Origin of the sequence: Shinella zoogloeoides (assembly GCF_030733845.1) — a bacterium.
Lineage (GTDB): Bacteria > Pseudomonadota > Alphaproteobacteria > Rhizobiales > Rhizobiaceae > Shinella > Shinella zoogloeoides_C.
The window spans coordinates 1,468,256-1,491,564 of sequence record NZ_CP132311.1 but is presented as its reverse complement, the minus strand read 5'-3'; the positions used below and the strand labels follow the sequence as shown (position 1 = coordinate 1,491,564).

The window sequence follows — 23,309 nt, the reverse complement described above, 5'->3', positions numbered from 1 at the left end:
TCCCTCAAATCCCTGAGGGCCTTATACGCCAAGCGATTTCAGTTTGCGATGGAGCGCGGAGCGCTCCATGCCGACGAATTCGGCGGTGCGGGAAATGTTGCCGCCGAAACGGTTGATCTGCGCGATGAGATAGTCGCGCTCGAACATCTCGCGCGCCTCGCGAAGCGGCAGCGTCATGATGTGCTGGTCGCCCTGCGTGGAGATCTTCGGCAGCATGTCGCCCACTTCCGTCGGCAACATGTCGGCGGTGATCGGCGTATCCGGGCCGTCGCTGCGGGCGAGGATCATCAGGCGCTCGATATTGTTGCGCAGCTGACGGATGTTGCCCGGCCAGTCGTGCGCCTGGAGCACGGCGAGCGCGTCGTCGCCGATCTTGCGCGAGCGGATGCCCGCCTGCTCGCTGACCTGCCGCATGAACATGTCGACGAGGAACGGGATATCCTCGCGCCGCTCGGCAAGCGGCGGCACCCGCACCGGCACGACGGCGAGGCGGTGGTAGAGGTCCTCGCGAAAACCGCCCTCGGCAATCAGGCTTTCGAGGTTGTAGGCGGTGGACGAGATGATGCGCACGTCCACCTTCACGCGCTTGGAGCCGCCGACGCGTTCGAACTGCTGGTCGACGAGCACGCGCAGGATCTTGTTCTGCGTCTCGCGCGGCATCTCGCCGATCTCGTCGAGATAGAGGATGCCGCCATGCGCCTCCTCCAGCGCGCCGGTCCTGCGCGGCTGGCCGGGCGTGCCCTCCGTGCCGAAGAGCGCGATCTCCATACGCTCCGGCGTGATCGCCGCCGCGTTCAGCACGACGAACGGACCGCCGGCGCGGCTGGACTTGCGGTGGATCATGCGCGCCACCAGCTCCTTGCCGGAACCGGAAGGGCCGAGGATCATGATGCGGCTGTTGGTCGGGGACACCTTCTCGATGTTCTGGCGAAGCTGCGAAACGGCGACGGAGGTGCCGATCAGTTCGGCAGGGTCGCCCGAACGCTTCTTGAGTTCCGTCACCTCGCGGCGCAGCTTCGAATTTTCCAGCGCCCGCTCGGCAATCAGGATCAGCCGGTCGGCCTTGAAAGGCTTCTCGATGAAGTCGTAGGCGCCGCGGCGGATCGCCGAGACGGCGGTCTCGATATTGCCGTGGCCGGAAATCATCACGACGGGCAGGTCCGGATGGCGGCTCTTGATTTCGTCGAGCAGCGCCAGCCCGTCGAGCTTGCTGCCCTGCATCCAGATGTCGAGGAAGACGAGGCGCGGCACGCGGTCGCTTATGGCGGCGAGCGCGCTGTCGCTGTCATAGGCGGTGCGCGTCTCGTGCCCTTCGTCAGAAAGGATGCCGGAGACGATCTCGCGGATGTCCTCTTCGTCGTCCACTACGAGAATATCAGACGCCATGGCTCACTTCCTTGTTCTTATTGTCCGCATCGACGGCCGCAATTTCCTCATAAGGCAGGATCACGCGGATCATTGCCCCGTGGCCGTTGTCGAAATCCGCGGGGGCATCGTGCAGTTCGAGCTGCCCGCCATGGTCTTCGATGATCTTCTTCACGATGGCGAGGCCGAGGCCTGTGCCCTTCTCGCGCATCGTCATATAGGGTTCGAGAATGCGATGCCGGTTTTCCGTCGGCAGGCCCTTGCCGTTGTCGATGACATCGACGACGAAACGCCGGCCGGCATCTTCCGCCTTTGCCCGGACGAGGATCTTGCGTTCCTCGCGCGAAACGTCCGGCGGCAGCGCCTCGATCGCCTCGACCGCATTCTTGATAAGATTGCCGAAGGCCTGGCCGAGCATGCGCGCGTCGAACAGGCCCGTCAGCGCCACCTCGCCGAGATCCTTCTGGAAGGCGACATGGTTATTGCCCATTTCGCGCAGGAAGACGGCATCTTTCAGGATGCCGCGCAGGTCCGAGCGTTCTTTCGTCGGCTTCGGCATGCGCGCGAAGGCGGAGAACTCGTCTACCATGCGGCCGATATCCTCGACCTGGCGCACGATCGTATCCGTACACTGGTCGAAGACCGCGCGGTCCTCCTGGTCGATCTGCTTGCCGTAGCGGCGGCGGATGCGCTCGGCGGAAAGCTGGATGGGTGTCAGCGGGTTCTTGATCTCGTGGGCGATGCGGCGCGCCACGTCCGCCCAGGCGGTCGAGCGCTGCGCGATGACGAGGTCGGTGATATCGTCGATGGTGACGACGTAGGATTCCTGCGCATCCTTCGCCTCCTCACGCGTTACCTGCACGTTCAGCGTCCGCTCCTTGCCGCCATGCATGATGTTGATCTGCTTGCGGTAGTCGTGGCGGTGCCGGGTGGAGCCCTCCGCCAGCACGGCGGCGATTTCCGGCGCGACCTCGGCCAGCGGGCGCCCGATGAGATCGCTCACTTCCCGGCCAAGCAGGATTTCCGCCGAAAGATTGGCGATGGTCACGCGGCCGTCACTCTCTACGCCGATGACGGCGGCCGTCACGCCAGACAGCACCGCCTCAATGAAGCGGCGGCGGTGGTCCACCTCGTCCTTCGCATCGAGGATCTGGTCCTGCTGCGCGCGGATTTCGGCGATCATCTTGTTGAAGGTGCGCGACAGGTTACCGACGTCGCCATCGGCCACGCGGACGGGCACGCTGACGTCGAGATTGCCCGATGCCACGCTGTCGGCGGCGCCGATGAGTTGGCGGATCGGCCGGACGATGCGGTCCGCCACCGCGATGGCGGTCCAGATCGCGGCGAGCAGCACGATCAGCGCGAAGCCGAGATAGAGTACGCCGAAGGCGATCTGCAGCGTGGTGCGTCCCGCTTCCAGCGCGCGGTATTCGGCGGTGTTCTCCTCCATCAGGCGCATGGAGCGCATGACTTCGGGATCGACTGTGCGGATCGTGTAGAGAAACGCGTCGGACAGGTTCTCGAGCTTGATGATCGCGCCGACGAGATTGGTCGTGCCCGGCGGGATCAGCGTCGGCTGGCCAGCGGCCGATGCCTTGAGCGCTTCCTCCGGAACCGGCGGCAGCGGGTTCTCGATCGGGATGTTGGCCTGGAGAATCGTCGATCCGTCGGCACGCAGCAGGAAGGCGCCGAGCATGCCGCGCCCGCGCGCCTGGCGCGTCATCAGGTCGATGAAGCCGGTGCGGTCGAGGCTGTAGAGCTGGCGGTTGCGATCGAGGTCGTTCGCCATCGACGCCGTCTGCCCCTGGAGATAGCTCGCATTCTCCAGCACATAGGCCTGCGCCACGTTCAGCGAGGAGCTGACGATCGACTGGGTGCGGATCGAGAACCAGCGGTCGAGGCCGACATCGAGCGTGATGGAGGCGAAGATGGCGACGAGCACGGCCGGCGTGATCGCGACGATGGAGAACAGCGCGACGATGCGCACATGAAGCCGCGCCGCCGCGCGGCCGCGACTACGAGCCCGCAACAGCCGGGTAATCTCCCGGCCGATCAGGAACATCAGGCCGACGATGAAGATCGCGTTGATCGCCGCCGAGGCAATGACGACATTGGCCTCGGGCTTGATCGGCGTCAGGCCGAGCAGGATGAAAAGCGATACGGTAGCCGCGGCGAGCGCGCCGCCGGCCAGCAAAAGACCCGGCAAGGCAAAGGAAGCGCGCCGATCGGCAACCGCCCCGCCATCCTGTCCCTCCGAAAGCAGGCTCACGCCTTCCGTCATCTGCCGCATCGCTTCCCCGGCCGCTCGCCCGGCGGGCATCGGCGTTCTGTCGAGTTTTCCGGGATGGCGCCGGCCGTGTGAGGGACCGGCCGCATTCGCACCCGCATTCCCGACGGCCAGGCGCGTGGACCTATTCGACCACCAACCCCTCTGTTACCCTCAAGCAACAGATTGTGGCCAAAATGCAACGCTCTCTGCCGTAAAGTCAAGCAGTGCGGGAACTTCTGTACACAGACACACCCAGTTCGCGAATTTTCTTGCGCAGCGTGTTGCGGTTGAGGCCAAGCAGGTCGGCCGCCTTGATCTGGTTGCCGCGTGTGGCGGTGAGCGCGGCGAGAATCAGCGGATACTCTACCTCGGCCAGAACGCGGTCGTAGAGCCCGGATGGCGGCAGGGCATCGCCGAAGCTGGCGAAATATTGCCGCATGTTTTCTTCGACGGCCTGGGTGATCGACAGCGTGCCGGTGCGCGTCACGGTTTTTTCGATCGGGCTGTCCGGAATGTCGGCGCGCAGTTCCGTCTCGATGATCTCGCGGGTGATGACGTCCTGCGGGTAGAGCGCGGTCAGCCGGCGCACGACGTTCTCCAGCTCGCGTACGTTTCCCGGCCAGGCATGCGCCTTCATCAGTTCCAGCGCCTCGTGGTCGAAGCGTTTGACATCCAGCCCCTCCTTCTCCGCCTGCTGCACGAAGTGGCGCACGAGATCGGGTATATCCTCCGCCCGGTCGCGCAGTGGCGGCAGGCGCAACGGCACGACGTTGAGGCGATAGTAAAGGTCTTCGCGGAAGAGGCCCTGGTTGATCGACTGCTTCAGGTCCTTGTTGGTCGCCGCCACGATGCGCACATCCGTGCGGATCGGCGTGCGACCGCCGACAGTGGTATATTCGCCCTGTTGGAGCACGCGCAGAAGCCGGGTCTGCGCGTCCATCGGCATGTCGCCGATCTCGTCGAGGAAGAGCGTGCCGCCCTCGGCCTGCTCGAAACGGCCGGTCGAGCGGTTCTGCGCGCCGGTGAAGGCGCCCTTCTCGTGGCCGAAAAGTTCCGATTCGATGAGGTCGCGCGGGATGGCCGCCATGTTGATGGCGACGAACGGGCCGTTGCGGCGCTTGCCGTAGTCGTGCAGCGCGCGGGCGACGAGCTCCTTGCCGGTGCCCGATTCGCCGGTGATCATCAGCGTCAGGTCCGTCTGCATCAGGCGGGCGAGCACGCGGTAGATTTCCTGCATCGCCGCCGAGCGGCCGACGAGCGGCATGCCGTCCTGCGTGTCGTCTTCGAGGCGCACCGGCTTGCGCTTCGGCTCGGCCAGCGCCCGGCCGATGATCGCGATCAGCTCGGTGAGGTCGAAGGGTTTCGGCAGGTAGTCGTAGGCGCCCTTTTCAGAGGCCTTGATCGCTGTCATGAAGGTGTTCTGCGCGCTCATGACGAGAACCGGCAGGTCGGGCCTCGCCTTCTTGATGCGCGGCAGGAGATCGAAGGCGTTCTCGTCGGGCATGACGACGTCGGTCACGACGATGTCGCCCTCGCCGGCGGAAATCCAGCGCCACAGGGTGGCCGCGTTGGAGGTGATGCGCACGTCATATCCCGCGCGGCTGAGAGCCTGGTTGAGAACCGTGCGGATCGCGGCATCGTCATCGGCAACGAGGACTGTGGCGCCTGTCATCAATCATGTCCTTTGGTCTTGGGAAAGTCGTCGTCTTCGCTGACGCCGCGCGAAGCGGGCATCAGCACGCGAAAGGTGGTGCGGTTGCCCTGGCTGTCGCATTCGACGATGCCGCCATGGCCGCCGATGATCTTGGCGACCAGCGCAAGGCCAAGGCCGGAGCCGTTGGTCTTCGTCGTGATGAAGGGATCGAAGAGATGCGGAACCAGATCCGCCGGAACGCCGGTGCCGTTGTCGTGCACGCAGAATTCGAGCGGCAGCGAAATCTTCTCGCGCGTGCCGGCGACCGAGAGCCGGATGCCCGGCCGGTAGGCCGTGGTGAGTTGGATCTCGCCGTCCGGCCGGTCGCCGATCGCTTCCGAGGCGTTCTTGATGAGGTTCAGGAAGACCTGCACGAGCTGGTCGCGATTGGCGTAGACCGGCGGCAGCGACGGATCGTAGAGTTCCGTGATCCTGATATTGCGGGCAAAGCCTGCCCTGGCCACCGCCTTCACATGATCGAGCACGGAATGGATGTTGATGGGCACGCGGTCCACCGGACGCTCGTCGGAAAACACCTCCATGCGGTCGACCAGCGAGACGATGCGATCCGTCTCGTCGCAGATCAGCCGCGTCAGCGCGCGGTCCTCGTCCAGCACCGAGGTCTCCAGAAGCTGGGCGGCCCCGCGGATACCCGATAGCGGGTTCTTGATCTCATGCGCCAGCATGGAGGCGAGGCCGGTCACCGAGCGGGCGGCGGTGCGGTGGGTGAGCTGGCGGTCGATCTTGTCCGCCATGGAGCGTTCCTGGATGACGACCACCACGGAGCCCGGCTCCGTCGTCACCGGCGCCACGTAGATATCGACGAGCTTGTCCGCGCCGAGCCGCGGCGAGCTGAGATCGACGCGGTACTCGCTGACCGGCGCCCGGCGCTCGCGTACCTGGTCGATCAAGGTCAGCAGCGGGCTACCGAAGGGAATGAGGCTCGAGACAGTGTGGCGGGAGAGATGGTTCGCACTCGCGCCGAAGAAGGATTCGGCCTCCCAGTTGGCAAATGCCATAAGCCCCTGCGCATCAACGAGGATCACCGGGTTCTGGATGGCGTTGAGAACTGCAAGCGCCAGGTCCGGCGCCTTCGCGGCAGTCTGGTCGTCGCCCTTGCCGGTCATGCGGCCTCTCCGAGCGTCGATGCCGCATCGCCCAGCAGCGCCGCGGCCAGCCGATCGGCAACAAAATCACTGTCGCGCGCCGTCATGATCTCGGCCTTCGCGGCGCCCGCAAGGCCGGGCGCAAAGCGCTCCAGATACCAGCCGACATGTTTTCGCGCGTGGCGCAATCCTGCCTCGGCGCCGTAGAAATCGAGCATCATGCGATAGTGCTCCACCGCGACCTTCGCGACCTCTTCTGTCGAAGGAGGCGCGCACGCGCCGGCCAGCACCGCCGGATGCCAAGGCCGGCCCTGCGCGCCGCGGCCCACCATCACGGCATCGGCGCCCGAGCGGCGCAGTATCTCCTGCGCGTCCTCGGCGGTATCGACATCGCCATTGGCGACGAGCGGAATGGACAGCACGTCGCGCACCGCGCGGATCGCGTCCCAATCGGCTCTGCCCTCGTAGAACTGCATGCGCGTGCGCCCGTGCACGGTGATCATCGCCGCGCCCGCCGCCTCGGCGCGGGATGCGATATGCGGTGCGTTGAGCGAATCGTGATCCCAGCCCAGCCGCATCTTGACGGTCACCGGCACCTTCACGGCACTGACCGTCGCCTCGATGAGCCCGAGCGCGTGGTCCGGATCGCGCATCAGCGCGGAGCCGGAATAGCCGCCGATCACCTTCTTGGCGGGGCAGCCCATATTGATGTCGATGATGTCGGCGCCCTCGCCCTCGGCGATGCGCGCGGCCTCCGCCATCCAGTGCGCTTCGCGCCCGGCAAGCTGCACCATGTGCGGACGGATGCCGCAATTGCGGATGCGCGACCAGCTTTCGCGTGCATTGAGCGCCAGCTCCCGGCTCGCCACCATTTCCGTCACGACCAGCCCCGCGCCAAAACGCCAGGCGAGATCGCGAAACGGCAGGTCCGTGACGCCGGACATCGGCGCCAGGACGATCCGGTTCCGCAGGGTCTGGCTGCCGATCGCGAGCGGCGCTGACAGGGTGGAGGTCGCCAAATGCTTATCTTTCAAGCAGGTCATTTCTTTGCACTATTTTTAGCCATTGTTGTCGTTCTTGCCAAGCCGCAATCACACGGACCCGCAATTTTCCGTTCAGCGCTGGAATTGCGCCATCCTTCCGGCTAAACCACCTCAAAACGCTTTGAAACGGAGGTCCGGGACCGAGATGCAGGCGGAAAATGCGCTATCCTGCGGTGTGGTGATCGTTGCTGCCGGGCGGGGCGAACGGGCCGGCAGCCATGCCGAAGGCCCCAAGCAATACCGCCGCATCGGCGGAAGGCCGGTCATCTCCCATACGCTCGATCTCTTTGTCAATTGGCCGCATTCCCGGCATATCGTGGTCGTGATACATCCCGATGACGCGGCGCTGTTCGAGACCGCCCGCGCCGCATCCCTGCCCGCTGGCGATCGCCTGACCGTGGTGCATGGCGGCGCGACCCGCCAGCAATCCGTGCTCGCCGGCCTCGAAGTGCTTGCGGGCGAGGAGATCAGCCACGTGCTCATCCAGGATGCCGTGCGCCCCTTCGTCGAGCCCGCCATCCTGGAGCGCACGCTTGCCGCCTTCCACCATGGCGCCCGCGCCGTTCTTCCGGCCGTCGCCGTCGCCGACACGCTGAAACGGGCGGACGCCAACGGCAATGTCGCCGAAACGGTCTCGCGCTCCGGCCTCTTTGCCGCCCAGACGCCGCAATCCTTCCACTTCGCCACCATTCTGGAGGCGCACCGCCGCGCCAGCGCCACCGGCCGCAGTGATTTCACCGACGACGCCTCGATTGCCGAATGGGCGGGCGTTCGCGTGCATCTCGTCGAAGGCAGCGCCGGGAACGTCAAGCTCACCTTACAAAAGGACATCACCATGGCCGACCAGCGCCTTTCAAACGGCCTTCCCGATGTGCGCACCGGCAACGGCTACGACGTGCACCAGCTCGTCGAGGGCGACGGCGTCACGCTCTGCGGCCTGTTCATCCCGCACGACCAGAAACTTTCCGGCCACTCGGATGCCGACGTGGCGCTGCATGCCCTGACCGACGCCCTGCTCGCTACCTGCGGCGCGGGCGATATCGGCGATCATTTCCCGCCGTCCGACCCGCAATGGAAGGGCGCGGCCTCGCGCATCTTCCTAGAGCATGCCGCCGGCATCGTGCGCGCGAAGGGCGGCACGATCATGAATGCCGATGTCTCGCTGATCGCCGAGGCGCCGAAGGTCGGCCCGCACCGGGAGGAAATGCGCCGCAACCTTGCAGAATTCCTCGGCATTTCCATCGACCGCTGCTCGGTCAAGGCGACGACCAACGAGAAGATCGGCTTCATCGGCCGGCGCGAGGGCATTGCCGCGATCGCCACCGCGACCGTCGTCTACAAGGGAACCGACGCATGAGCATCTGGCCGAAGGATATCGAGGACGCCGCCCGGCGCATCGTCACTGATTTCACCGAGCGCAAGCTGCTGGTCGCCACCGCCGAATCCTGCACGGCGGGCCTCATCGCCAGTGCCATCACCGAGATCGCCGGTTCCTCCGCGATGTTCGATCGGGGCTTCGTCACCTATTCCAACGAGGCGAAGCGGGAGATGATCGGCGTTGCCAATGCGACGCTGAAGGCCCACGGCGCCGTATCCCGCCCGACTGCCATCGAAATGGCCGAGGGCGCAATCGGGAACTCCGGCGCCAATATCTCCGTCGCGGTGACGGGCATTGCCGGCCCCGGCGGCGGCTCAGACGAAAAACCCGTCGGCCTCGTGCATCTGGCCGCCGCCCGCACGGGCCATGCGACCTTGCACCGGGAAATGCGCTACGGCGACATAGGCCGCAGCGCCGTGCGGCTCGCCACGGTCCGCACCGCCCTGGAAATGCTCATGGAAATCTCAGCCGACTGACGCCTTGCCGCCATAGATCGCGTCAGCGCGCTTTTCGAAGGCATCGGTGAACATGCGGAAGGCCCGGTCGAACATCGAGCCCATCAGCGCGCCGAGGATGCGGCTCTTGAACTCGTAGTCGATGAAGAAATGCACCGTCGAGCCGCCTTGCGGCAGCGCCTCGAAGCGCCAGCGGTTGTCGAGGTAGCGGAACGGCCCGTCGATATACTTGACGTCGATCGCCCGTTCCGCGCGGTTCAGCAGCACCTGCGTCGTGAACGTCTCGCGGATCGCCTTGTAGCCGACCGTCATGTCGGCGATCAGCAGTTCCTTGCCGTCGCGCTCCTTGCGCGAGCGCACGGTCAGCCCCTCGCAGAGCGGCAGGAACTGCGGATAGCGCTCGACATCGGCGACGAGGTCGAACATCTGGTCGGGCGTATGGGGAACGGGCCTGCGGGTTTCGAACTGGGGCATGGCCGAGAGCTAATAAACCGCGGCAACTCTTGCAAGTAGCAGGTCGTTCTCGGCGCGCGATTTCAACACGCAAACCGGCACGCCGGGTCCATATGCCGCAAGATTTTCCGCAATCTCCGGGCTTTCGGTCTTCTCAAAGTTCCAGACATAGGTGAGGAACTTCAGGTCGATCTTCTCGGGGCAGCCGTCCGCCATTTCCGGCCGCGAGCGGCCACGCAACTTCAGCCAGCGCGAAATCACCCCGTAGAGCGACATCGCGCGCGGCGGGCGCAGCCATAAGACGAGATCGGTGCGCGGCAGGCGTAGCGGCAAGGTGCCGGGGCTGGTCCCGTCCAGGATCCAGCGCTCCCGCGCGACGATGTCCTGCAGGCGTGCCAGCGCCTCGGCCCGCGGCCGCATCTGCCAGCCGGGCAGCCAGAATATCTCCCGGTCCATCGAAACGTAGGGCAGGCCCAGATGCGCGACGAGCTTCTGCGCCAGCGTGCTCTTGCCGCTGCCCGAGCAGCCGATCACCAGCACACGCTCCGCCGTCTTCAGCCTTTCGGCCGCCTCTTCCGGCGCGATCCGTTCCATCATCCCCGCCCTCCTTCGACGCCCGCGCACCGCAGGAAGCGCCGCGTATCCGTGCGCGATTCTAGCGTGACGAGCGGAATGCCGGCGCCGTGCTGCTCCAGCTTGCGGATGAAGCCCGGCGCGGATTTCCTCTCAAAATTCCAGATGTAATCGAGAAACGTACGGTCCGGCAGCGGCTCCGGGCAGCCCGGCGCCATTTCGGGGCGCACCGTGCCGTGGTAGCGCCAGACGCGGCGCGCCACGCCGGCAAGGCACGCAAGGCGCGGCAGGCGCACCCAGACCACGAGATGCGCACGGGGCACGCGCAGATCGAATGTGGATGGATTGCTGCCGTCCATCACCCAGCGTTCACGCGCGACAAGCGCCTCAAGAATCTGCCGGCGTTCCGCCGGATCACGCTCGCACCAGCCCGGCAGCCAGCGCACGTCGCGATCGATCGATTGGTATTCGAGCCCGAAATGCGCGGCGAGCGCCCGCGACAGCGTCGATTTTCCACCGCCCGAGCAGCCGATCACCAGCACGCGCTCCGCCGTCTTCAGCCGCCTCGCGGCCTCCTCGATCGTCATCGAAACCGTCATCGCCATCCCCGAAACGAAAAACCCCGCCGTCGGGCAGGACGGCGGGGCTTAAAGGATGATGGCGGGAATGTCTATTCCGCAGCGGCGAGAAGCTTGCGCTCGCGGGCGGCCCTGAGGCGGGCGAAGTCGTCGCCGGCGTGGTGCGAGGAGCGCGTCAGCGGGCTCGACGAAACCATCAGGAAGCCCTTGGTGTAGGCGACCGTCTCGTAGGACTTGAACTCGTCCGGCGTCACGAAGCGATCCACCTTGTGGTGCTTGCGGGTCGGCTGGAGATACTGGCCGATGGTCAGGAAGTCGACGTCGGCAGTGCGCAGGTCGTCCATGAGCTGGAGCACTTCGTTGCGCTCCTCGCCGAGGCCCACCATGATGCCCGACTTGGTGAACATCGTCGGGTCCAGTTCTTTCACGCGCTGCAACAGGCGGACGGAGTGGAAGTAGCGCGCGCCCGGACGAACCGTGAGGTAGTTGCCCGGCACGGTTTCCATATTGTGGTTGAAGACGTCTGGCTTGGCGGCGACGACGCGCTCCAGCGCACCGGGCTTCTTGAGGAAGTCGGGCGTCAGGATCTCGATGGTCGTCAGCGGCGATGCCGCACGGATCGCCCAGATCACCTTCTCGAAATGCTCCGCGCCACCGTCTTCCAGGTCGTCGCGGTCGACGGAGGTGATGACGACATGGGAAAGGCCCATCTGCTTGACGGCCTTGGCGACGTTTTCCGGCTCCTCCATGTCGAGTGCATTCGGCTTGCCCGTCGCCACGTTGCAGAAGGCGCAGGCGCGGGTACAGATCTCGCCCATGATCATGAAGGTCGCGTGCTTCTTGTCCCAGCACTCGCCGATATTCGGGCAGCCCGCCTCCTCGCAGACCGTCACGAGCTTGTGGGAGCGCACGAGATCGCGCGTTTCCTGATAGCCCTTGGAAACCGGCGCCTTGACGCGGATCCATTCCGGCTTGCGCAGCACCTCGGTATCTGGCCGATTGGCCTTTTCCGGGTGGCGCACGCGCTTGGCGTCCGGCGTCAGGTTGGTGCGGTCGAGAATGGTGACCATGTTATCCACTTCCTAGCAGGCTTCTACGCCTGTCTTGCGGACCAAAATTCGAGAAGCCCGCCTCATGTGGAGGCGGGCTTTAGCACGTTCAAGCGTTGAGTGCACGCCCATAGGCATCGAGCACACTTTCCTTCATCGTTTCCGAAATCGTCGGATGCGGGAAGATCGTGTGCATCAGTTCTTCCTCGGTCGTCTCCAGGTTCATGGCGACGACGAAGCCCTGGATCATCTCGGTCACTTCCGCGCCCACCATATGCGCGCCGAGAAGTTCGCCGGTCTTCTTGTCGAAGATCGTCTTGACCATGCCCTGGTCCTCGCCGAGTGCCACGGCCTTGCCGTTGCCCGCGAAGGTGAAGCGGCCGACGCGGACATCGCGGCCCTGCTCCTTGGCCTTGGCTTCGGTGAGGCCGACCGAGGCGACCTGCGGGTGGCAGTAGGTGCAGCCCGGGATCTTGGACTTGTCCATCGGATGGACGTTCGGCAGGCCGGCGATCTTCTCGATGCAGATGACGGCCTCGTGCTCGGCCTTGTGGGCCAGCATCGGCGGGCCGGCGACGTCGCCGATGGCGTAGATGCCCGGCACGTTCGTCTTGCCGTAGCCGTCGATGGCGATGAAGCCGCGGTCGGTCTTCACGCCCAGCGCCTCGAGGCCGATATTCTCGATGTTCGCCTGCACGCCGACGGCGGAGATCATGCGATCGGCGGTGATCTTCTCGACCTTGCCGTCCTTCATCTCGACATGGGCGGTGATGGAGTTGGCGCCCTTCTCGACCTTGGCGACCTTGGCCTCCAGATGAATCTTCATGCCCTGCTTTTCGAATTGCTTCTTGGCGAGCGCCGAGATTTCGACATCCTCGACCGGCATGACCGTCTTCATCACTTCGACGACGGTGACGTCGACGCCGAGCGTGCGGTAGAAGGAGGCGAACTCGATGCCGATGGCGCCCGAGCCCATGACGAGCAGCGACTTCGGCATTTCCTCCGGCTTCATCGCCTCGAAATAGGTCCAGATCAGCTTACCATCAGGCTCGATGCCCGGAAGCGCGCGCGGGCGGGCGCCGGTGGCGATGACGATGTGCTTGGCGGTATAGGTGCCTTCGGGCAGGACGTTCTTCGGCAACGGCGCCTGCGGCTGCTGGATCGCCTTCGTCGTCTTGGACACGACGATCTCGCCCGGCTTGGTGAGCTTTGCCTCGCCCCAGATGACGTCGACCTTGTTCTTCTTCATCAGGAAGCCGACGCCGCCGTTCATGCGCTGGGCGATGCCGCGCGAGCGGGCGACGATGGCCTTCAGGTCCGGCGTCACCGAACCCTCGATCTTCACGCCGTAATCGCCCGGATGCTGGGCGTAATGGAAGATCTCGGCCGAGCGCAGCAGCGCCTTGGTCGGGATGCAGCCCCAGTTGGAGCAGATGCCGGCGAGATGCTCGCGCTCCACGATGGCCGTCTTCAGGCCAAGCTGCGCCGCGCGGATCGCTGCGATGTAGCCGCCCGGCCCCGAACCGATTACGATGACGTCGTAGGATTGAGCCATGTCGTTTCCTGCCTCACTTGTTGCGCGGGAACGAAGCGCCGCGTCTTGTTCTCATCAGTTCATTCCAATGCAATTGCGGTCGCAAACCGCTTCTGCCGGAAATGCCTTAAAGTCCGAGCATCATGCGCACGACCGGCTCGATACCCTTGCCGATCGCCCGCGTGTTCGCCGCATCGAGATGCACGCCGTCGAGCGGTGTCGTTTGCGCCACCGAGCCCGCATCGAAGAAGCCGCAGCCGATCTCGTCCGCTAGGTCCGCATAGAGCGTCGCCAGCATGGCCGACTGCTCCACGCCGCCGGCGAACATCGCCGCGAAGGCGGTGTTGGCGGTCTCGCTGAGCGGTGGCGGCGAGACCATCAGTATCTCCGGCCCCTCCTGCGCGCCGAACGACCAGGCGTGGTGGCGCACCAGCTCCGCCAGCCGCTCCATGCCCTGCACAGCGCCGAAGGCCGTGCCGCAGATGGCCGGCTTCATGTCGTTGGCACCTAGCAGGAGAATGACGAGGTCGATCGGATCGTGGCTGTGCAGGATGGTCGGCAGAATGCGCGCGCCGTTGCGGTCGCAATCCGCCAGGTGGTCGTCATAGGCGGTGGTGCGGCCGTTGAGGCCCTCCGCGATCACGGTGACGCCGGGCCCCAGGGCCTTGGCGAGCACGCTCGGCCAGCGATCCTCGAAGGCGTGCCGGTCGAGCGTTTCCGCGTTGTAGCCCCAGGTCAGGCTGTCGCCGTAGCAGAGAACCGTCTTCATGGCCGCACCCCGCTATCAGACGAGCATCCCCATCGGGTTCTCGATGTAACGCTTGAAGGCTCCGAGAAGCTCGGCGCCGAGCGCACCATCGACGCAGCGGTGGTCGGTGGAGAGCGTGACCGTCATCGCGTTGACAATGACCATCTCGCCCTTCTTGACCACGACCCGCTCCGTCCCCGCACCAACTGCGAGGATCGTCGCATGCGGCGGGTTGACGACGGCGGCGAAGTTCGAGACGCCCATCATGCCCATGTTGGACACCGCGGTCGTGCCGCCCTGGTACTCTTCCGGCTTCAGCTTGCGTTCCTTGGCGCGCTTGCCGAGGTCCTTCATCTCATTGGAGATGGTGGAGAGCGTCTTCGTTTCCGCCTTGCGGATGATCGGCGTGATCAGGCCACCCGGGATGGAGACGGCGACGCCGACATCCGCGTGCTTGTGCTTGACCATGTTGCTGTCGGTCCAGGAGACGTTGGCATCCGGCACGTCGCGCAGCGCGAGCGCCATGGCCTTGATCACCATGTCGTTGACCGAGAGCTTGTAGGCCGGCTTGTCTTCCTTGCGCGGCGCCGAATCGTTGAGCTGGGCGCGCAGCGCCAGCAGCGCGTCGAGCTCCACGTCGACCGAGACGTAGAAGTGCGGGATCGTCTGCTTGGATTCCTGCAGGCGCTTGGCGATGGTCTTGCGCATGCCGTCATGCGGCACGAGCTCGTAGGAGCCCTGCTCGAACAGCTTGAGCACCGCCTCTTCCGACATGCCCTTCGGCGCGGCGGCAGGGGCTGCGGACGCGGCAGCGGCCGGCGCTGCTGCAGCGGCGGGCTTGGCACCGCCGGAGGCCGCGGCCTTCTCGACGTCGCTCTTGACCACGCGGCCATGCGGACCGGAGCCGGAAACCGCGGAAATGTCGATCCCGGCTTCCTTGGCGATACGGCGGGCGAGCGGCGAGGAGAAGACGCGGTTGCCGTCCCTGGCCGGGGCCGGTCCTGCCGAGGCGGCCGCGGCCGGAGCGGCGGCAGCCGCCGGCTTTTCGGCTTCCTTCGGCGCTTCCGCCTTGGCTTCGGGCGCCTTGGCTTCCGCCTTCGGCGCGGAACCGCCGCCGGCAGCAGCGGCCGAGACGTCCTCGCCCTCAGCGGCGAGGATGGCGATGAGGGTGTTGACCTTCACGCCTTCCGTACCGGCCGGCACGACGATCTTGGCGACCGTGCCTTCGTCGACGGCTTCGACTTCCATCGTTGCCTTGTCGGTCTCGATCTCGGCGATGACGTCACCGGATTTCACGGTGTCGCCTTCCTTGACGAGCCACTTGGCCAGATTGCCCTCTTCCATGGTGGGCGAGAGCGCCGGCATCGTGATGTTGATCGGCATACCTCAGCCCTCCCCTTACTTGTAGCAGACGGTTTTGACCGCCTGGACGACTTCGCCGACATTCGGCAAGGCCAGCTTTTCGAGGTTCGCGGCGTAGGGCATCGGGACGTCCTTGCCGGCGATCGTCAGGATCGGCGCATCGAGATAGTCGAAGGCCTGCTGCATGACGCGGGTTGCGATCTCGGTGCCGACGGAGGACTGCGGATAGCCTTCCTCGACGGTGACGAGACGGCCGGTCTTCTTGACCGATTCGATGACCGTCGGCAGGTCCATCGGGCGGATGGTGCGCAGGTCGATCAGCTCGACGTCGATGCCTTCCTTCTCGAGTTCGGCGATCGCCTTGATGGCATAGGTCATGCCGATGCCGAAGGAGACGACGGTAACGTCGTTACCCTTCTTGTGGATGCGCGCCTTGCCGATCGGCAGCACGAAATCGTCCATCTTCGGCACTTCGAAGCTCTGGCCGTAGAGGATTTCGTTTTCGAGGAAGATGACCGGGTTCGGATCGCGGATGGCCGCCTTCAGGAGACCCTTCGCGTCGGCAGCCGTATAGGGCATGACGACCTTGAGGCCGGGGATCTGGCTGTACCAGGCGGCATAGCACTGCGAATGCTGGGCCGCCACGCGGGCCGCCGCGCCGTTCGGGCCGCGGAAGACCATCGGCGCGCCCATCTGGCCGCCCGACATGTAAAGCGTCTTGGCGGCCGAGTTGATGATCTGGTCGATCGCCTGCATGGCGAAGTTGAAGGTCATGAACTCGACGATCGGCTTCAGGCCGGTCATGGCCGCGCCGACGCCGACGCCGGCAAAGCCGTGCTCGGTGATCGGCGTATCGATGACGCGGCGGGCGCCGAATTCCTGCAGCAGGCCCTGCGTGATCTTGTAGGCGCCCTGGTATTCGGCGACTTCCTCGCCCATGACGAAGACGTTATCGTCGCGGCGCATTTCTTCCGCCATAGCGTCGCGCAGCGCTTCGCGCACTGTCGTCATCACCATTTCGGTGCCGGCCGGAATATCCGGATCGGCGGCGGTCTCGCCCTTCGGCGCGGCCGGAACCGGCGCTGCGGCGGCCGGAGCCGGAGCAGCAGGCGCGGCGGCTTCCGCAGGCTTTTCGGCGGCGGCGGCCTTGGGGGCCGCGACCGAATCGGCGCTTTCGCCATCCTGCAGCAGCACGGCGATCGCCGTGTTGACCTTGACGCCTTCGGTGCCGGCGGCGATCAGGATCTTGCCGATCACGCCTTCATCGACGGCTTCGACTTCCATCGTCGCCTTGTCGGTTTCGATCTCGGCGATGACGTCGCCGGACTTGACGGTGTCACCCTCGTTCTTGACCCACTTGGAGAGCGTGCCCTCCTCCATGGTCGGAGACAGGGCGGGCATGAGAATTTCGATTGGCATTGGTGTCCCTCCCCGGATTACAGCAGGATGTCGGTGTAGAGTTCGGATACATCCGGCTCCGGATCGGACTGCGCGAAATCGGCGCTGTCGGCGACGATGTCACGGACGTCCTTGTCGATCTGCTTGAGATCGTCTTCGCTTGCCCAGTTGTTTTCCAGAAGACGGGCACGCACCTGCTCGATCGGGTCGTGCTCGGAGCGCATCTTCTGCACCTCGTCCTTCGAGCGGTACTTCGCCGGGTCGGACATGGAGTGGCCGCGATAGCGGTAGGTCTGCATTTCGAGGATGACCGGACCCTTGCCGGAGCGGCAATGTTCGACGGCCTCGTCGGCGGCGGCCTTGACCGCGCGCACGTCCATGCCATCCACCTGGAAGCCGGGGATGTTGAAGGAAGCGCCGCGCTGCGAGAAGTCGGTCTGGGCGGAGGCGCGCGAGACGGCCGTGCCCATGGCGTAGCGGTTGTTCTCGATCACGTAGATCACCGGCAGCTTCCAGAGCGCCGCCATGTTGAAGCTCTCGTAGACTTGGCCCTGGTTGGCGGCGCCGTCACCGAAATAGGCGAGCGAGACGTTGTCGTTGCCGCGGTAGCGGTTGGCGAAGGCGAGGCCAGTGCCGAGCGAGACCTGCGCGCCGACGATGCCATGGCCGCCGTAGAAGTGCTTTTCCTTGGAGAACATGTGCATGGAGCCGCCCTTGCCCTTGGAAAGGCCGCCGCGGCGTCCGGTCAGCTCCGCCATCACGCCGCGCGCGCTCATGCCGCAAGCGAGCATGTGGCCGTGGTCGCGATAGCCGGTGATGACCTGATCACCTTCCTTCAGTGCCAGCTGCATGCCGACGACGACAGCTTCCTGGCCGATGTAAAGGTGACAGAAGCCGCCGATGAAGCCCATGCCGTAGAGCTGGCCGGCCTTTTCCTCGAAACGCCGGATCAGCAGCATCTCGCGATAGGCTTTGAGATCGTCTTCCTTGGAGAATTCGGCGATGGTGCCGCCAGTGAAGTCTTTCTTCGCAGGCTTTGCCGCAGTCTTGCGGCTGGACGTGGACGCGGTTTTACGCGGAGCCATTCGTTCCTCCCTATGTTTGCCCTTTGAGGAAACCATAGGGGAGAAATTCCACCTCAGCAATGCCATAAATGCATGGCTTATATTCTTTGTAAGCCGCTGATTAGTAAGGCAGATTTACGATTAACAAGATTTCGGTTAATCGAGTTTTTCAGTGGAAAATGACGATTTCGTCGTTCCGCGACATGTTGAGATACGAGCGCGCCTTCTCGTCCAGCATATCGCGTTCAAGCGAGCCGTCACTCATCAGGGCGACCTCTTTTTCCAGGATCTGGCGCTGCCGCACGAGCACGTCCAGACGCGCCTGTCGCTCTACTCTCTGTCGCTCGAAATCCTCCATTCCGCGCAGACCGAAGTCACCATGGACGGAATGATAGCCGAAGTAGGAAAGGAATGCGACCGTAATAACCGGCAGTGCCAGCCGGCCGAATTTCCGCTTTTTATGATGTTTGGTCCACATGTCCGTGCCCCGATACGCAATACGGGATCGACACTAGCGGCAAGCGGTTAACCGACCATTGACCATGATGGACCGGTCAAAGAAAAAACCCGCATCCGGAGATGCGGGTTTCGCCATTGCGGAAAAACTGTTTTGCGATCAGCCGCGCAGGATGCCGCGGCCGGCATACTTCGCCTGGGCGCCAAGCTGCTCCTCGATGCGGATGAGCTGGTTGTACTTGGCGGTACGATCCGAACGGGCGAGCGAGCCGGTCTTGATCTGGCCGCAGTTCGTGGCGACCGCCAGATCTGCGATCGTGGAATCTTCCGTCTCGCCCGAGCGGTGCGACATGACGGCCGAATAGCTCGCCTTGTGCGCGGTCTCGACGGCGTCGAGCGTTTCGGAGAGCGAGCCGATCTGGTTGACCTTGACGAGGATCGAGTTGGCAACACCCATCTTGATGCCGTCGCGCAGGCGCGCCGAGTTCGTCACGAAGAGGTCGTCGCCGACGAGCTGCACTTTCTTGCCGATCTTGTCGGTCAGCGCCTTCCAGCCGTCCCAGTCGTCCTCGGCCATGCCGTCCTCGATCGAGAAGATCGGGTACTTTGCCGAGAGTTCGGCAAGGTAATCGGCCATGGCGCCCGGCTCCAGCGTGCGGCCTTCGCCTTCCAGCACATACTTGCCGTCCTTGAAGAATTCGGTCGAGGCGCAGTCGAGCGCGATGAACATGTCCTCGCCCGGACGGTAGCCGGCCTTCTCGATCGACTTCATGATGAAGTCGAGGGCGGCCGGGGCGGAGGCGAGACCCGGCGCGAAGCCGCCTTCGTCGCCGACATTGGTGTTGTGGCCGTCGGCGGCGAGCTGCTTCTTCAGCGTGTGGAAGACTTCAGAGCCCATGCGCACGGCATCGCGTACATTGTCGGCGCCAACTGGCACGATCATGAATTCCTGGAAGTCGATCGGGTTATCGGCATGCGCGCCGCCATTGATGATGTTCATCATCGGCACCGGCAGGATGCGGGCGTTCGGACCGCCGACATAGCGGTAGAGCGGCAGGTTGGCCGCTTCCGCGGCAGCCTTGGCGACAGCGAGCGACACACCGAGAATGGCGTTGGCGCCGAGGCGCGCCTTGTTCGGCGTGCCGTCGAGTTCGATCATGGTCTGGTCGATCTGGATCTGGTCTTCCGCGTCGAGCCCGCCGATCGCCTCGAAGATCTCGCCGTTGACGGCGGCAACGGCATTCTCGACACCCTTGCCGAGGTAGCGCTTGCCACCGTCGCGCAGTTCGACGGCTTCATGCGCGCCGGTCGAGGCGCCCGACGGAACGGCCGCGCGGCCGAAGCTGCCATCCTCGAGGTGCACGTCCACTTCGACGGTGGGGTTGCCGCGGCTGTCGAGAATCTCGCGGCCGATGATGTCGATGATAGCAGTCATGGATATCGTCCTGGTTCGGGGTTTATTAATCGATTAAAATCCACTTCTAATCGACCATGTGGAAATTACAATGGCGTGATGGCGCCAGAAAAAACGAATGGCACGTCTCCGTGTCATCCGTTTGAAGTCTCAACCCTTGGCGATCGCGTCGAAGGCCAGCAGTTTTTCGAGAAGCCGCGGCATGTCCTTCAGGTGCACCATGTTGGGGCCGTCGGAGGGCGCATTGTCCGGATCCTCATGCGTCTCGACGAAAAGGCCGGCGATGCCGACAGCCACCGCCGCCCGCGCGAGCGTCTCCACGAATTCGCGCTGGCCGCCGGTCGAGCCACCCTGCCCGCCCGGCTGCTGCACGGAATGGGTCGCATCGAACACGACAGGCGCGCCGAGCGAGGCCATGATCGGCAGAGAGCGCATGTCGGAGACGAGCGTGTTGTAGCCGAAGGAGGCGCCGCGCTCGCACAGGAGCACGTTCGGATTGCCGCTCTCGGTGAATTTGGCGAGCACGTTCTTCATGTCCCAGGGCGCGAGGAACTGGCCCTTCTTGACGTTGATCGCACGGCCGGTCTTGGCGGCAGCGACCAGAAGATCGGTCTGGCGCGACAGGAAGGCCGGGATCTGGAGGATATCGACCGTGCCGGCCACGAGGCCGCACTGTTCCTCGGTGTGAACATCGGTCAGCACCGGAAAGCCGAAATCCTTCTTGAGATCGGCGAAGATTTCCATCGCCTTCTCAAGGCCGATGCCGCGCTTGCCGGCGATCGACGTCCGGTTGGCCTTGTCGAAGGACGATTTGTAGACGAGGCCGAGGCCGAGCTTGCCGCAGAGTTCAGCGAGGGTGCCGGCGATCATGTAGGCGTGGTCGCGGCTTTCCATCTGGCAGGGGCCGGCGATCAGCGAGAAGCGCTTGTCCTGCGCGAAGGTGACCTTCTTGACGCCTTCGCCGACGATGACGGTGGAATTGGTTTTCATGTCATTCTCCAAAGACGAAGAGGACGCCCTGCCCCGGCGCCGGCGGCACGAGCAGACGGTCGTCCCGTTCGCGGAAGGCGACGCCGCGCTGCTCAAGCAAGCGGCGACAATCGGCAAGGCTGGTAACCTTGAAGACGAGCGCCTGCCCCTTCAGGCCCCGATCCGTGCCGGCGACCGGCGATATTCCGTAGAAACCTTCGAGACCGGCATCGTTCAGCACCGTGATGCGGCCGCGCGGCGTATCCACCGACATGCCGAAAGACAAGGCCTCGACCTCGCGCTCGTCGGTCGCCTCCTGCACCAGATACTGGAAGTCGGTCGGATTCTGCTCCGACAGCACGACCTCCGCAAGCGCGACAACGCCGTTCTCGTGCGCCTCCAGCGACTTGCGATCGGAGGGCAGCGGCAGGATGCGCTGCGAGGCGAAGAAGAAGAAATCGGGGCTGCGCAGGTCGGCGGCAAAGGCGAGGCGGAAACTGCCGGTCGCGCTCGTGCCGTCCGGCAACAGCATGTCGCGGGAAAATTCCAGCACCTCACCGCCGGAAAGGCCGGCCGCCGCATAGCGCTGGTCGTCCTCCCAGGCATCGCCCGTCGCCATGGCGATGCCGGAAAAACCTTCAAGGCCACGGCGAAAGCGGAAAGCCTGGTCGCGCGCGACGAAGACATTGCCCTTGCGCGCGGCATCCTCGCATTCCTCCCGATTGGCGATGCCAAGCGGTTCCAGATAGCTGCCGTCGGAGAGGAAGACGCAACAGTTTTCCGTGCCGAACGGATGGCGCGCGTCCCTGGCGACGGTGAAACCCAGCGCGCTCAGGCGGTCGCGCGCGATTGCGAGGTCGGACACCGGCAGCACCAGATGGTCAATCGGGCGGGGCGTTCTCGAACTCACGGTCATGGGCAAAATCCGGTCGTGTTTCAGGCGCCTCGTGCTTTGCATGCTTTCGGCGCGCAATGCAAGCACCAGCACCGCGCGTGAAGGGCCACCGGAACTTTTCCGTTCCCCAGCCATTCCAAAGGACTTCTGACCGGAGCAGTGCCATTTCCCAATCCCCCGACATCACCCGCAAGCGCGATCTGCACGAATCCCGTCCCGTCTGGGCCGACTCGCCGCGCATTTCCCTCAAGACACGCAAAACGCCGTCTCGCAGCGACTACGACGTCGTCATCGTTGGCGCCGGCATTTCCGGCGCGCTCATGGCGCATGCGCTGGCCGACGGAAAACGCAGCGTGCTCGTCGTCGACCGACGCCAGCCCGTCCACGGCAGCACGCTCGCGAGCACCGCGATGATCCAGCACGAGATCGACATTCCCCTCTCCAGGCTTTCCGGCATGATCGGCGAGCAAGAGGCGCGGCGCGCCTGGCAACGCTCCGCCCGCGCCGTCGAACAGCTCACGCGCATCGTCGCCGATCTCGGCCTGTCCTGCGGCTTCGAGCGCAAGAAGACGCTGTTCCTTGCCGGCACCGAATATGGCAGCCGGGCCTTGCGCACCGAGGTCGAGGCCCGTCACGCGACCGGTATCGAGGCGGATTTCCTCGATGCCGCCGAACTTGCCGAGCATTTCCACCTCGACCGCACCGGCGCGATCCTCAGCGACATCTCCGCCTCGGCGAACCCGGCCCAGATGGCCGCCGGCATTTTGCGGGCAGCGATGGCACGGAGCGTCGAGCTCGTGAGCCCGCTCGAAATCACCGACCTGCGCTCGACGGCGCAAGGCGTCTTCCTTGCGACGGCTGACGGCAAGATCCTCTCAGCCCGCCATGCCGTCTTCTGCTCCGGTTATGAATTCCTCGAGTCCGTCGCGAACAAGGATCACGCCATCATCTCCACCTGGGCGCTCGCCACGCCGCCGGGCACGAACCTGCCGGACTGGTTGAAGGACTGCATCGTCTGGGAAGGCGCCGATCCCTATCTCTATCTCCGTCGTTCGCGCGACGGACGGCTGATCGCCGGCGGCGAGGACGAGGAGAGCGAGGATGCCTACGCCTCGCCGCAAAAGCTCAGGAACAAGACGAAGACCATCCACCGCAAGGTCGAAGCCCTGCTCGGCCTTTCCCTGCCGGAGCCGGAATATAGATGGGCCGCTCCCTTCGGCACGACGCGCACCGGCCTGCCGCTGATCGGCCGCGTTCCCGGCCTTGCCAACACGTTCGCCGTCATGGGCTTCGGCGGCAACGGCATCACCTTCAGCCAGATCGCCGCCGAGATCGTCTCGGCTGACATCGCCGGCCATGGCGATGCGGATGCCGATCTTTTCGCCTTCAAGGGCCCGGGTTCCTGACGAAACGCCAATCCGGCAGCGCGTTATTCCCCTTCCGTTGAATGGATGAGGCTTGCAAGGCGCGCTATGGTCCTGCGGCTATCTGCGAAGGCCGGACTGTC

22 protein-coding genes are annotated in these 23,309 nt (G+C 64.7%); 4 read left to right on the top strand and 18 right to left on the bottom strand.

The annotated features are described in order from the left end of the window. Positions 1–21: 21 nt before the first annotated feature. The 5 genes from ntrX to dusB form a co-directional block, all read right to left on the bottom strand. A complete protein-coding gene (ntrX, locus tag Q9316_RS08430; protein ID WP_306034731.1) occupies positions 22–1,386 on the bottom strand; it encodes a nitrogen assimilation response regulator NtrX in 1,365 nt (454 codons plus the stop codon). Next, positions 1,376–3,646 (bottom strand): sensor histidine kinase NtrY-like, encoded by a 2,271-nt coding sequence (locus Q9316_RS08425; RefSeq protein WP_306035249.1) that lies wholly within the window; start codon positions 3,644–3,646, stop codon positions 1,376–1,378. Before Q9316_RS08425 ends, ntrX begins: the two co-directional genes overlap by 11 nt. Before the next feature lie 205 nt (positions 3,647–3,851). Then, positions 3,852–5,306 (bottom strand): nitrogen regulation protein NR(I), encoded by a 1,455-nt coding sequence (ntrC, locus tag Q9316_RS08420; protein WP_306034730.1) that lies wholly within the window; start codon positions 5,304–5,306, stop codon positions 3,852–3,854. Further along, the gene (locus tag Q9316_RS08415) at positions 5,306–6,454 is read right to left on the bottom strand and encodes a two-component system sensor histidine kinase NtrB (protein ID WP_306034729.1); all 1,149 of its coding nucleotides are present in this window, start codon (positions 6,452–6,454) and stop codon (positions 5,306–5,308) included. The genes ntrC and Q9316_RS08415 overlap by 1 nt, the downstream gene beginning before the upstream one ends. Further along, the gene (gene dusB / locus Q9316_RS08410; RefSeq protein WP_306034728.1) at positions 6,451–7,476 is read right to left on the bottom strand and encodes a tRNA dihydrouridine synthase DusB; all 1,026 of its coding nucleotides are present in this window, start codon (positions 7,474–7,476) and stop codon (positions 6,451–6,453) included. The genes Q9316_RS08415 and dusB overlap by 4 nt, the downstream gene beginning before the upstream one ends. Here dusB and Q9316_RS08405 point away from each other — a divergent pair. From Q9316_RS08405 to Q9316_RS08395, 3 genes are read left to right on the top strand one after another with little or no spacing between them, the layout of a single operon-like run. Continuing rightward, on the top strand, positions 7,453–7,581 hold the full coding sequence (locus Q9316_RS08405; protein ID WP_306035390.1) for a hypothetical protein: 129 nt from the start codon (positions 7,453–7,455) through the stop codon (positions 7,579–7,581). The genes dusB and Q9316_RS08405 overlap by 24 nt on opposite strands. A 40-nt stretch (positions 7,582–7,621) precedes the next feature. After that, positions 7,622–8,833: a bifunctional 2-C-methyl-D-erythritol 4-phosphate cytidylyltransferase/2-C-methyl-D-erythritol 2,4-cyclodiphosphate synthase gene (locus Q9316_RS08400; RefSeq protein ID WP_306034727.1), complete on the top strand. Its 1,212-nt coding sequence runs from the start codon at positions 7,622–7,624 to the stop codon at positions 8,831–8,833. Between the two features lie 2 nt (positions 8,834–8,835). Beyond that, positions 8,836–9,330, top strand: a complete 495-nt coding sequence (locus Q9316_RS08395; RefSeq protein ID WP_306035248.1) for a CinA family protein — start codon at positions 8,836–8,838, stop codon at positions 9,328–9,330. Here Q9316_RS08395 and Q9316_RS08390 read toward each other — a convergent pair. The 13 genes from Q9316_RS08390 to Q9316_RS08330 form a co-directional block, all read right to left on the bottom strand. After that, positions 9,319–9,783, bottom strand: a complete 465-nt coding sequence (locus Q9316_RS08390) for a type II toxin-antitoxin system RatA family toxin (RefSeq protein ID WP_306034726.1) — start codon at positions 9,781–9,783, stop codon at positions 9,319–9,321. The two genes, Q9316_RS08395 and Q9316_RS08390, sit on opposite strands and share 12 nt — an antisense overlap. 9 nt (positions 9,784–9,792) lie before the next feature. Further along, positions 9,793–10,359, bottom strand: coding sequence for an AAA family ATPase (locus tag Q9316_RS08385; protein ID WP_306034725.1), 567 nt, complete (start codon positions 10,357–10,359; stop codon positions 9,793–9,795). Continuing rightward, a complete protein-coding gene (locus Q9316_RS08380) occupies positions 10,356–10,934 on the bottom strand; it encodes an AAA family ATPase (RefSeq protein ID WP_306034724.1) in 579 nt (192 codons plus the stop codon). Before Q9316_RS08380 ends, Q9316_RS08385 begins: the two co-directional genes overlap by 4 nt. Before the next feature lie 71 nt (positions 10,935–11,005). Continuing rightward, positions 11,006–11,983, bottom strand: a complete 978-nt coding sequence (gene lipA / locus Q9316_RS08375) for a lipoyl synthase (RefSeq protein WP_306034723.1) — start codon at positions 11,981–11,983, stop codon at positions 11,006–11,008. Positions 11,984–12,071: 88 nt separating this feature from the next. Then, a complete protein-coding gene (gene lpdA / locus Q9316_RS08370) occupies positions 12,072–13,517 on the bottom strand; it encodes a dihydrolipoyl dehydrogenase (protein ID WP_306034722.1) in 1,446 nt (481 codons plus the stop codon). A gap of 106 nt (positions 13,518–13,623) precedes the next feature. Then, positions 13,624–14,265: an SGNH/GDSL hydrolase family protein gene (locus Q9316_RS08365; protein ID WP_306034721.1), complete on the bottom strand. Its 642-nt coding sequence runs from the start codon at positions 14,263–14,265 to the stop codon at positions 13,624–13,626. Positions 14,266–14,280: 15 nt separating this feature from the next. Further along, entirely contained in the window at positions 14,281–15,627 is a 1,347-nt protein-coding gene (locus tag Q9316_RS08360) for a pyruvate dehydrogenase complex dihydrolipoamide acetyltransferase (protein ID WP_306034720.1), read from the bottom strand. A 15-nt stretch (positions 15,628–15,642) separates the two neighbouring features. Continuing rightward, complete coding sequence (locus Q9316_RS08355; protein WP_306034719.1) at positions 15,643–17,025, bottom strand: pyruvate dehydrogenase complex E1 component subunit beta; 1,383 nt, start codon at positions 17,023–17,025, stop codon at positions 15,643–15,645. Between the two features lie 17 nt (positions 17,026–17,042). Next, a complete protein-coding gene (pdhA, locus tag Q9316_RS08350; protein WP_306034718.1) occupies positions 17,043–18,089 on the bottom strand; it encodes a pyruvate dehydrogenase (acetyl-transferring) E1 component subunit alpha in 1,047 nt (348 codons plus the stop codon). Between the two features lie 148 nt (positions 18,090–18,237). Further along, on the bottom strand, positions 18,238–18,546 hold the full coding sequence (locus tag Q9316_RS08345; protein ID WP_306034717.1) for an FtsB family cell division protein: 309 nt from the start codon (positions 18,544–18,546) through the stop codon (positions 18,238–18,240). Between the two features lie 138 nt (positions 18,547–18,684). Beyond that, the gene (gene eno, locus Q9316_RS08340; RefSeq protein ID WP_306034716.1) at positions 18,685–19,959 is read right to left on the bottom strand and encodes a phosphopyruvate hydratase; all 1,275 of its coding nucleotides are present in this window, start codon (positions 19,957–19,959) and stop codon (positions 18,685–18,687) included. Positions 19,960–20,088: 129 nt separating this feature from the next. Then, the gene (gene kdsA / locus Q9316_RS08335; protein ID WP_306034715.1) at positions 20,089–20,928 is read right to left on the bottom strand and encodes a 3-deoxy-8-phosphooctulonate synthase; all 840 of its coding nucleotides are present in this window, start codon (positions 20,926–20,928) and stop codon (positions 20,089–20,091) included. Between the two features lies 1 nt (position 20,929). Further along, positions 20,930–21,823: a VOC family protein gene (locus tag Q9316_RS08330; RefSeq protein ID WP_306034714.1), complete on the bottom strand. Its 894-nt coding sequence runs from the start codon at positions 21,821–21,823 to the stop codon at positions 20,930–20,932. 56 nt (positions 21,824–21,879) lie between these two features. On the opposite strand from Q9316_RS08330, the gene Q9316_RS08325 reads away from it, so the two are divergent. Next, complete coding sequence (locus Q9316_RS08325; protein WP_306034713.1) at positions 21,880–23,208, top strand: NAD(P)/FAD-dependent oxidoreductase; 1,329 nt, start codon at positions 21,880–21,882, stop codon at positions 23,206–23,208. The last annotated feature ends 101 nt before the right edge of the window (positions 23,209–23,309 follow it).

Coding starts and splice junctions, on each gene's coding strand:
- eno (WP_306034716.1), bottom strand. CDS start 19,959: ATGACTGCTATCATCGACATCATCGGCCGCGAGATTCTCGACAGCCGC.
- Q9316_RS08355 (WP_306034719.1), bottom strand. CDS start 17,025: ATGCCAATCGAAATTCTCATGCCCGCCCTGTCTCCGACCATGGAGGAG.
- Q9316_RS08415 (WP_306034729.1), bottom strand. CDS start 6,454: ATGACCGGCAAGGGCGACGACCAGACTGCCGCGAAGGCGCCGGACCTG.
- Q9316_RS08325 (WP_306034713.1), top strand. CDS start 21,880: ATGCAAGCACCAGCACCGCGCGTGAAGGGCCACCGGAACTTTTCCGTT.
- Q9316_RS08345 (WP_306034717.1), bottom strand. CDS start 18,546: ATGTGGACCAAACATCATAAAAAGCGGAAATTCGGCCGGCTGGCACTG.
- pdhA (WP_306034718.1), bottom strand. CDS start 18,089: ATGGCTCCGCGTAAAACCGCGTCCACGTCCAGCCGCAAGACTGCGGCA.
- Q9316_RS08390 (WP_306034726.1), bottom strand. CDS start 9,783: ATGCCCCAGTTCGAAACCCGCAGGCCCGTTCCCCATACGCCCGACCAG.
- kdsA (WP_306034715.1), bottom strand. CDS start 20,928: ATGAAAACCAATTCCACCGTCATCGTCGGCGAAGGCGTCAAGAAGGTC.
- Q9316_RS08405 (WP_306035390.1), top strand. CDS start 7,453: ATGCTTATCTTTCAAGCAGGTCATTTCTTTGCACTATTTTTAGCCATT.
- lipA (WP_306034723.1), bottom strand. CDS start 11,983: ATGGTCACCATTCTCGACCGCACCAACCTGACGCCGGACGCCAAGCGC.
- Q9316_RS08330 (WP_306034714.1), bottom strand. CDS start 21,823: ATGACCGTGAGTTCGAGAACGCCCCGCCCGATTGACCATCTGGTGCTG.
- ntrX (WP_306034731.1), bottom strand. CDS start 1,386: ATGGCGTCTGATATTCTCGTAGTGGACGACGAAGAGGACATCCGCGAG.
- Q9316_RS08365 (WP_306034721.1), bottom strand. CDS start 14,265: ATGAAGACGGTTCTCTGCTACGGCGACAGCCTGACCTGGGGCTACAAC.
- Q9316_RS08380 (WP_306034724.1), bottom strand. CDS start 10,934: ATGACGGTTTCGATGACGATCGAGGAGGCCGCGAGGCGGCTGAAGACG.
- Q9316_RS08360 (WP_306034720.1), bottom strand. CDS start 15,627: ATGCCGATCAACATCACGATGCCGGCGCTCTCGCCCACCATGGAAGAG.
- ntrC (WP_306034730.1), bottom strand. CDS start 5,306: ATGACAGGCGCCACAGTCCTCGTTGCCGATGACGATGCCGCGATCCGC.
- dusB (WP_306034728.1), bottom strand. CDS start 7,476: ATGACCTGCTTGAAAGATAAGCATTTGGCGACCTCCACCCTGTCAGCG.
- Q9316_RS08385 (WP_306034725.1), bottom strand. CDS start 10,359: ATGATGGAACGGATCGCGCCGGAAGAGGCGGCCGAAAGGCTGAAGACG.
- lpdA (WP_306034722.1), bottom strand. CDS start 13,517: ATGGCTCAATCCTACGACGTCATCGTAATCGGTTCGGGGCCGGGCGGC.
- Q9316_RS08400 (WP_306034727.1), top strand. CDS start 7,622: ATGCAGGCGGAAAATGCGCTATCCTGCGGTGTGGTGATCGTTGCTGCC.
- Q9316_RS08425 (WP_306035249.1), bottom strand. CDS start 3,646: ATGACGGAAGGCGTGAGCCTGCTTTCGGAGGGACAGGATGGCGGGGCG.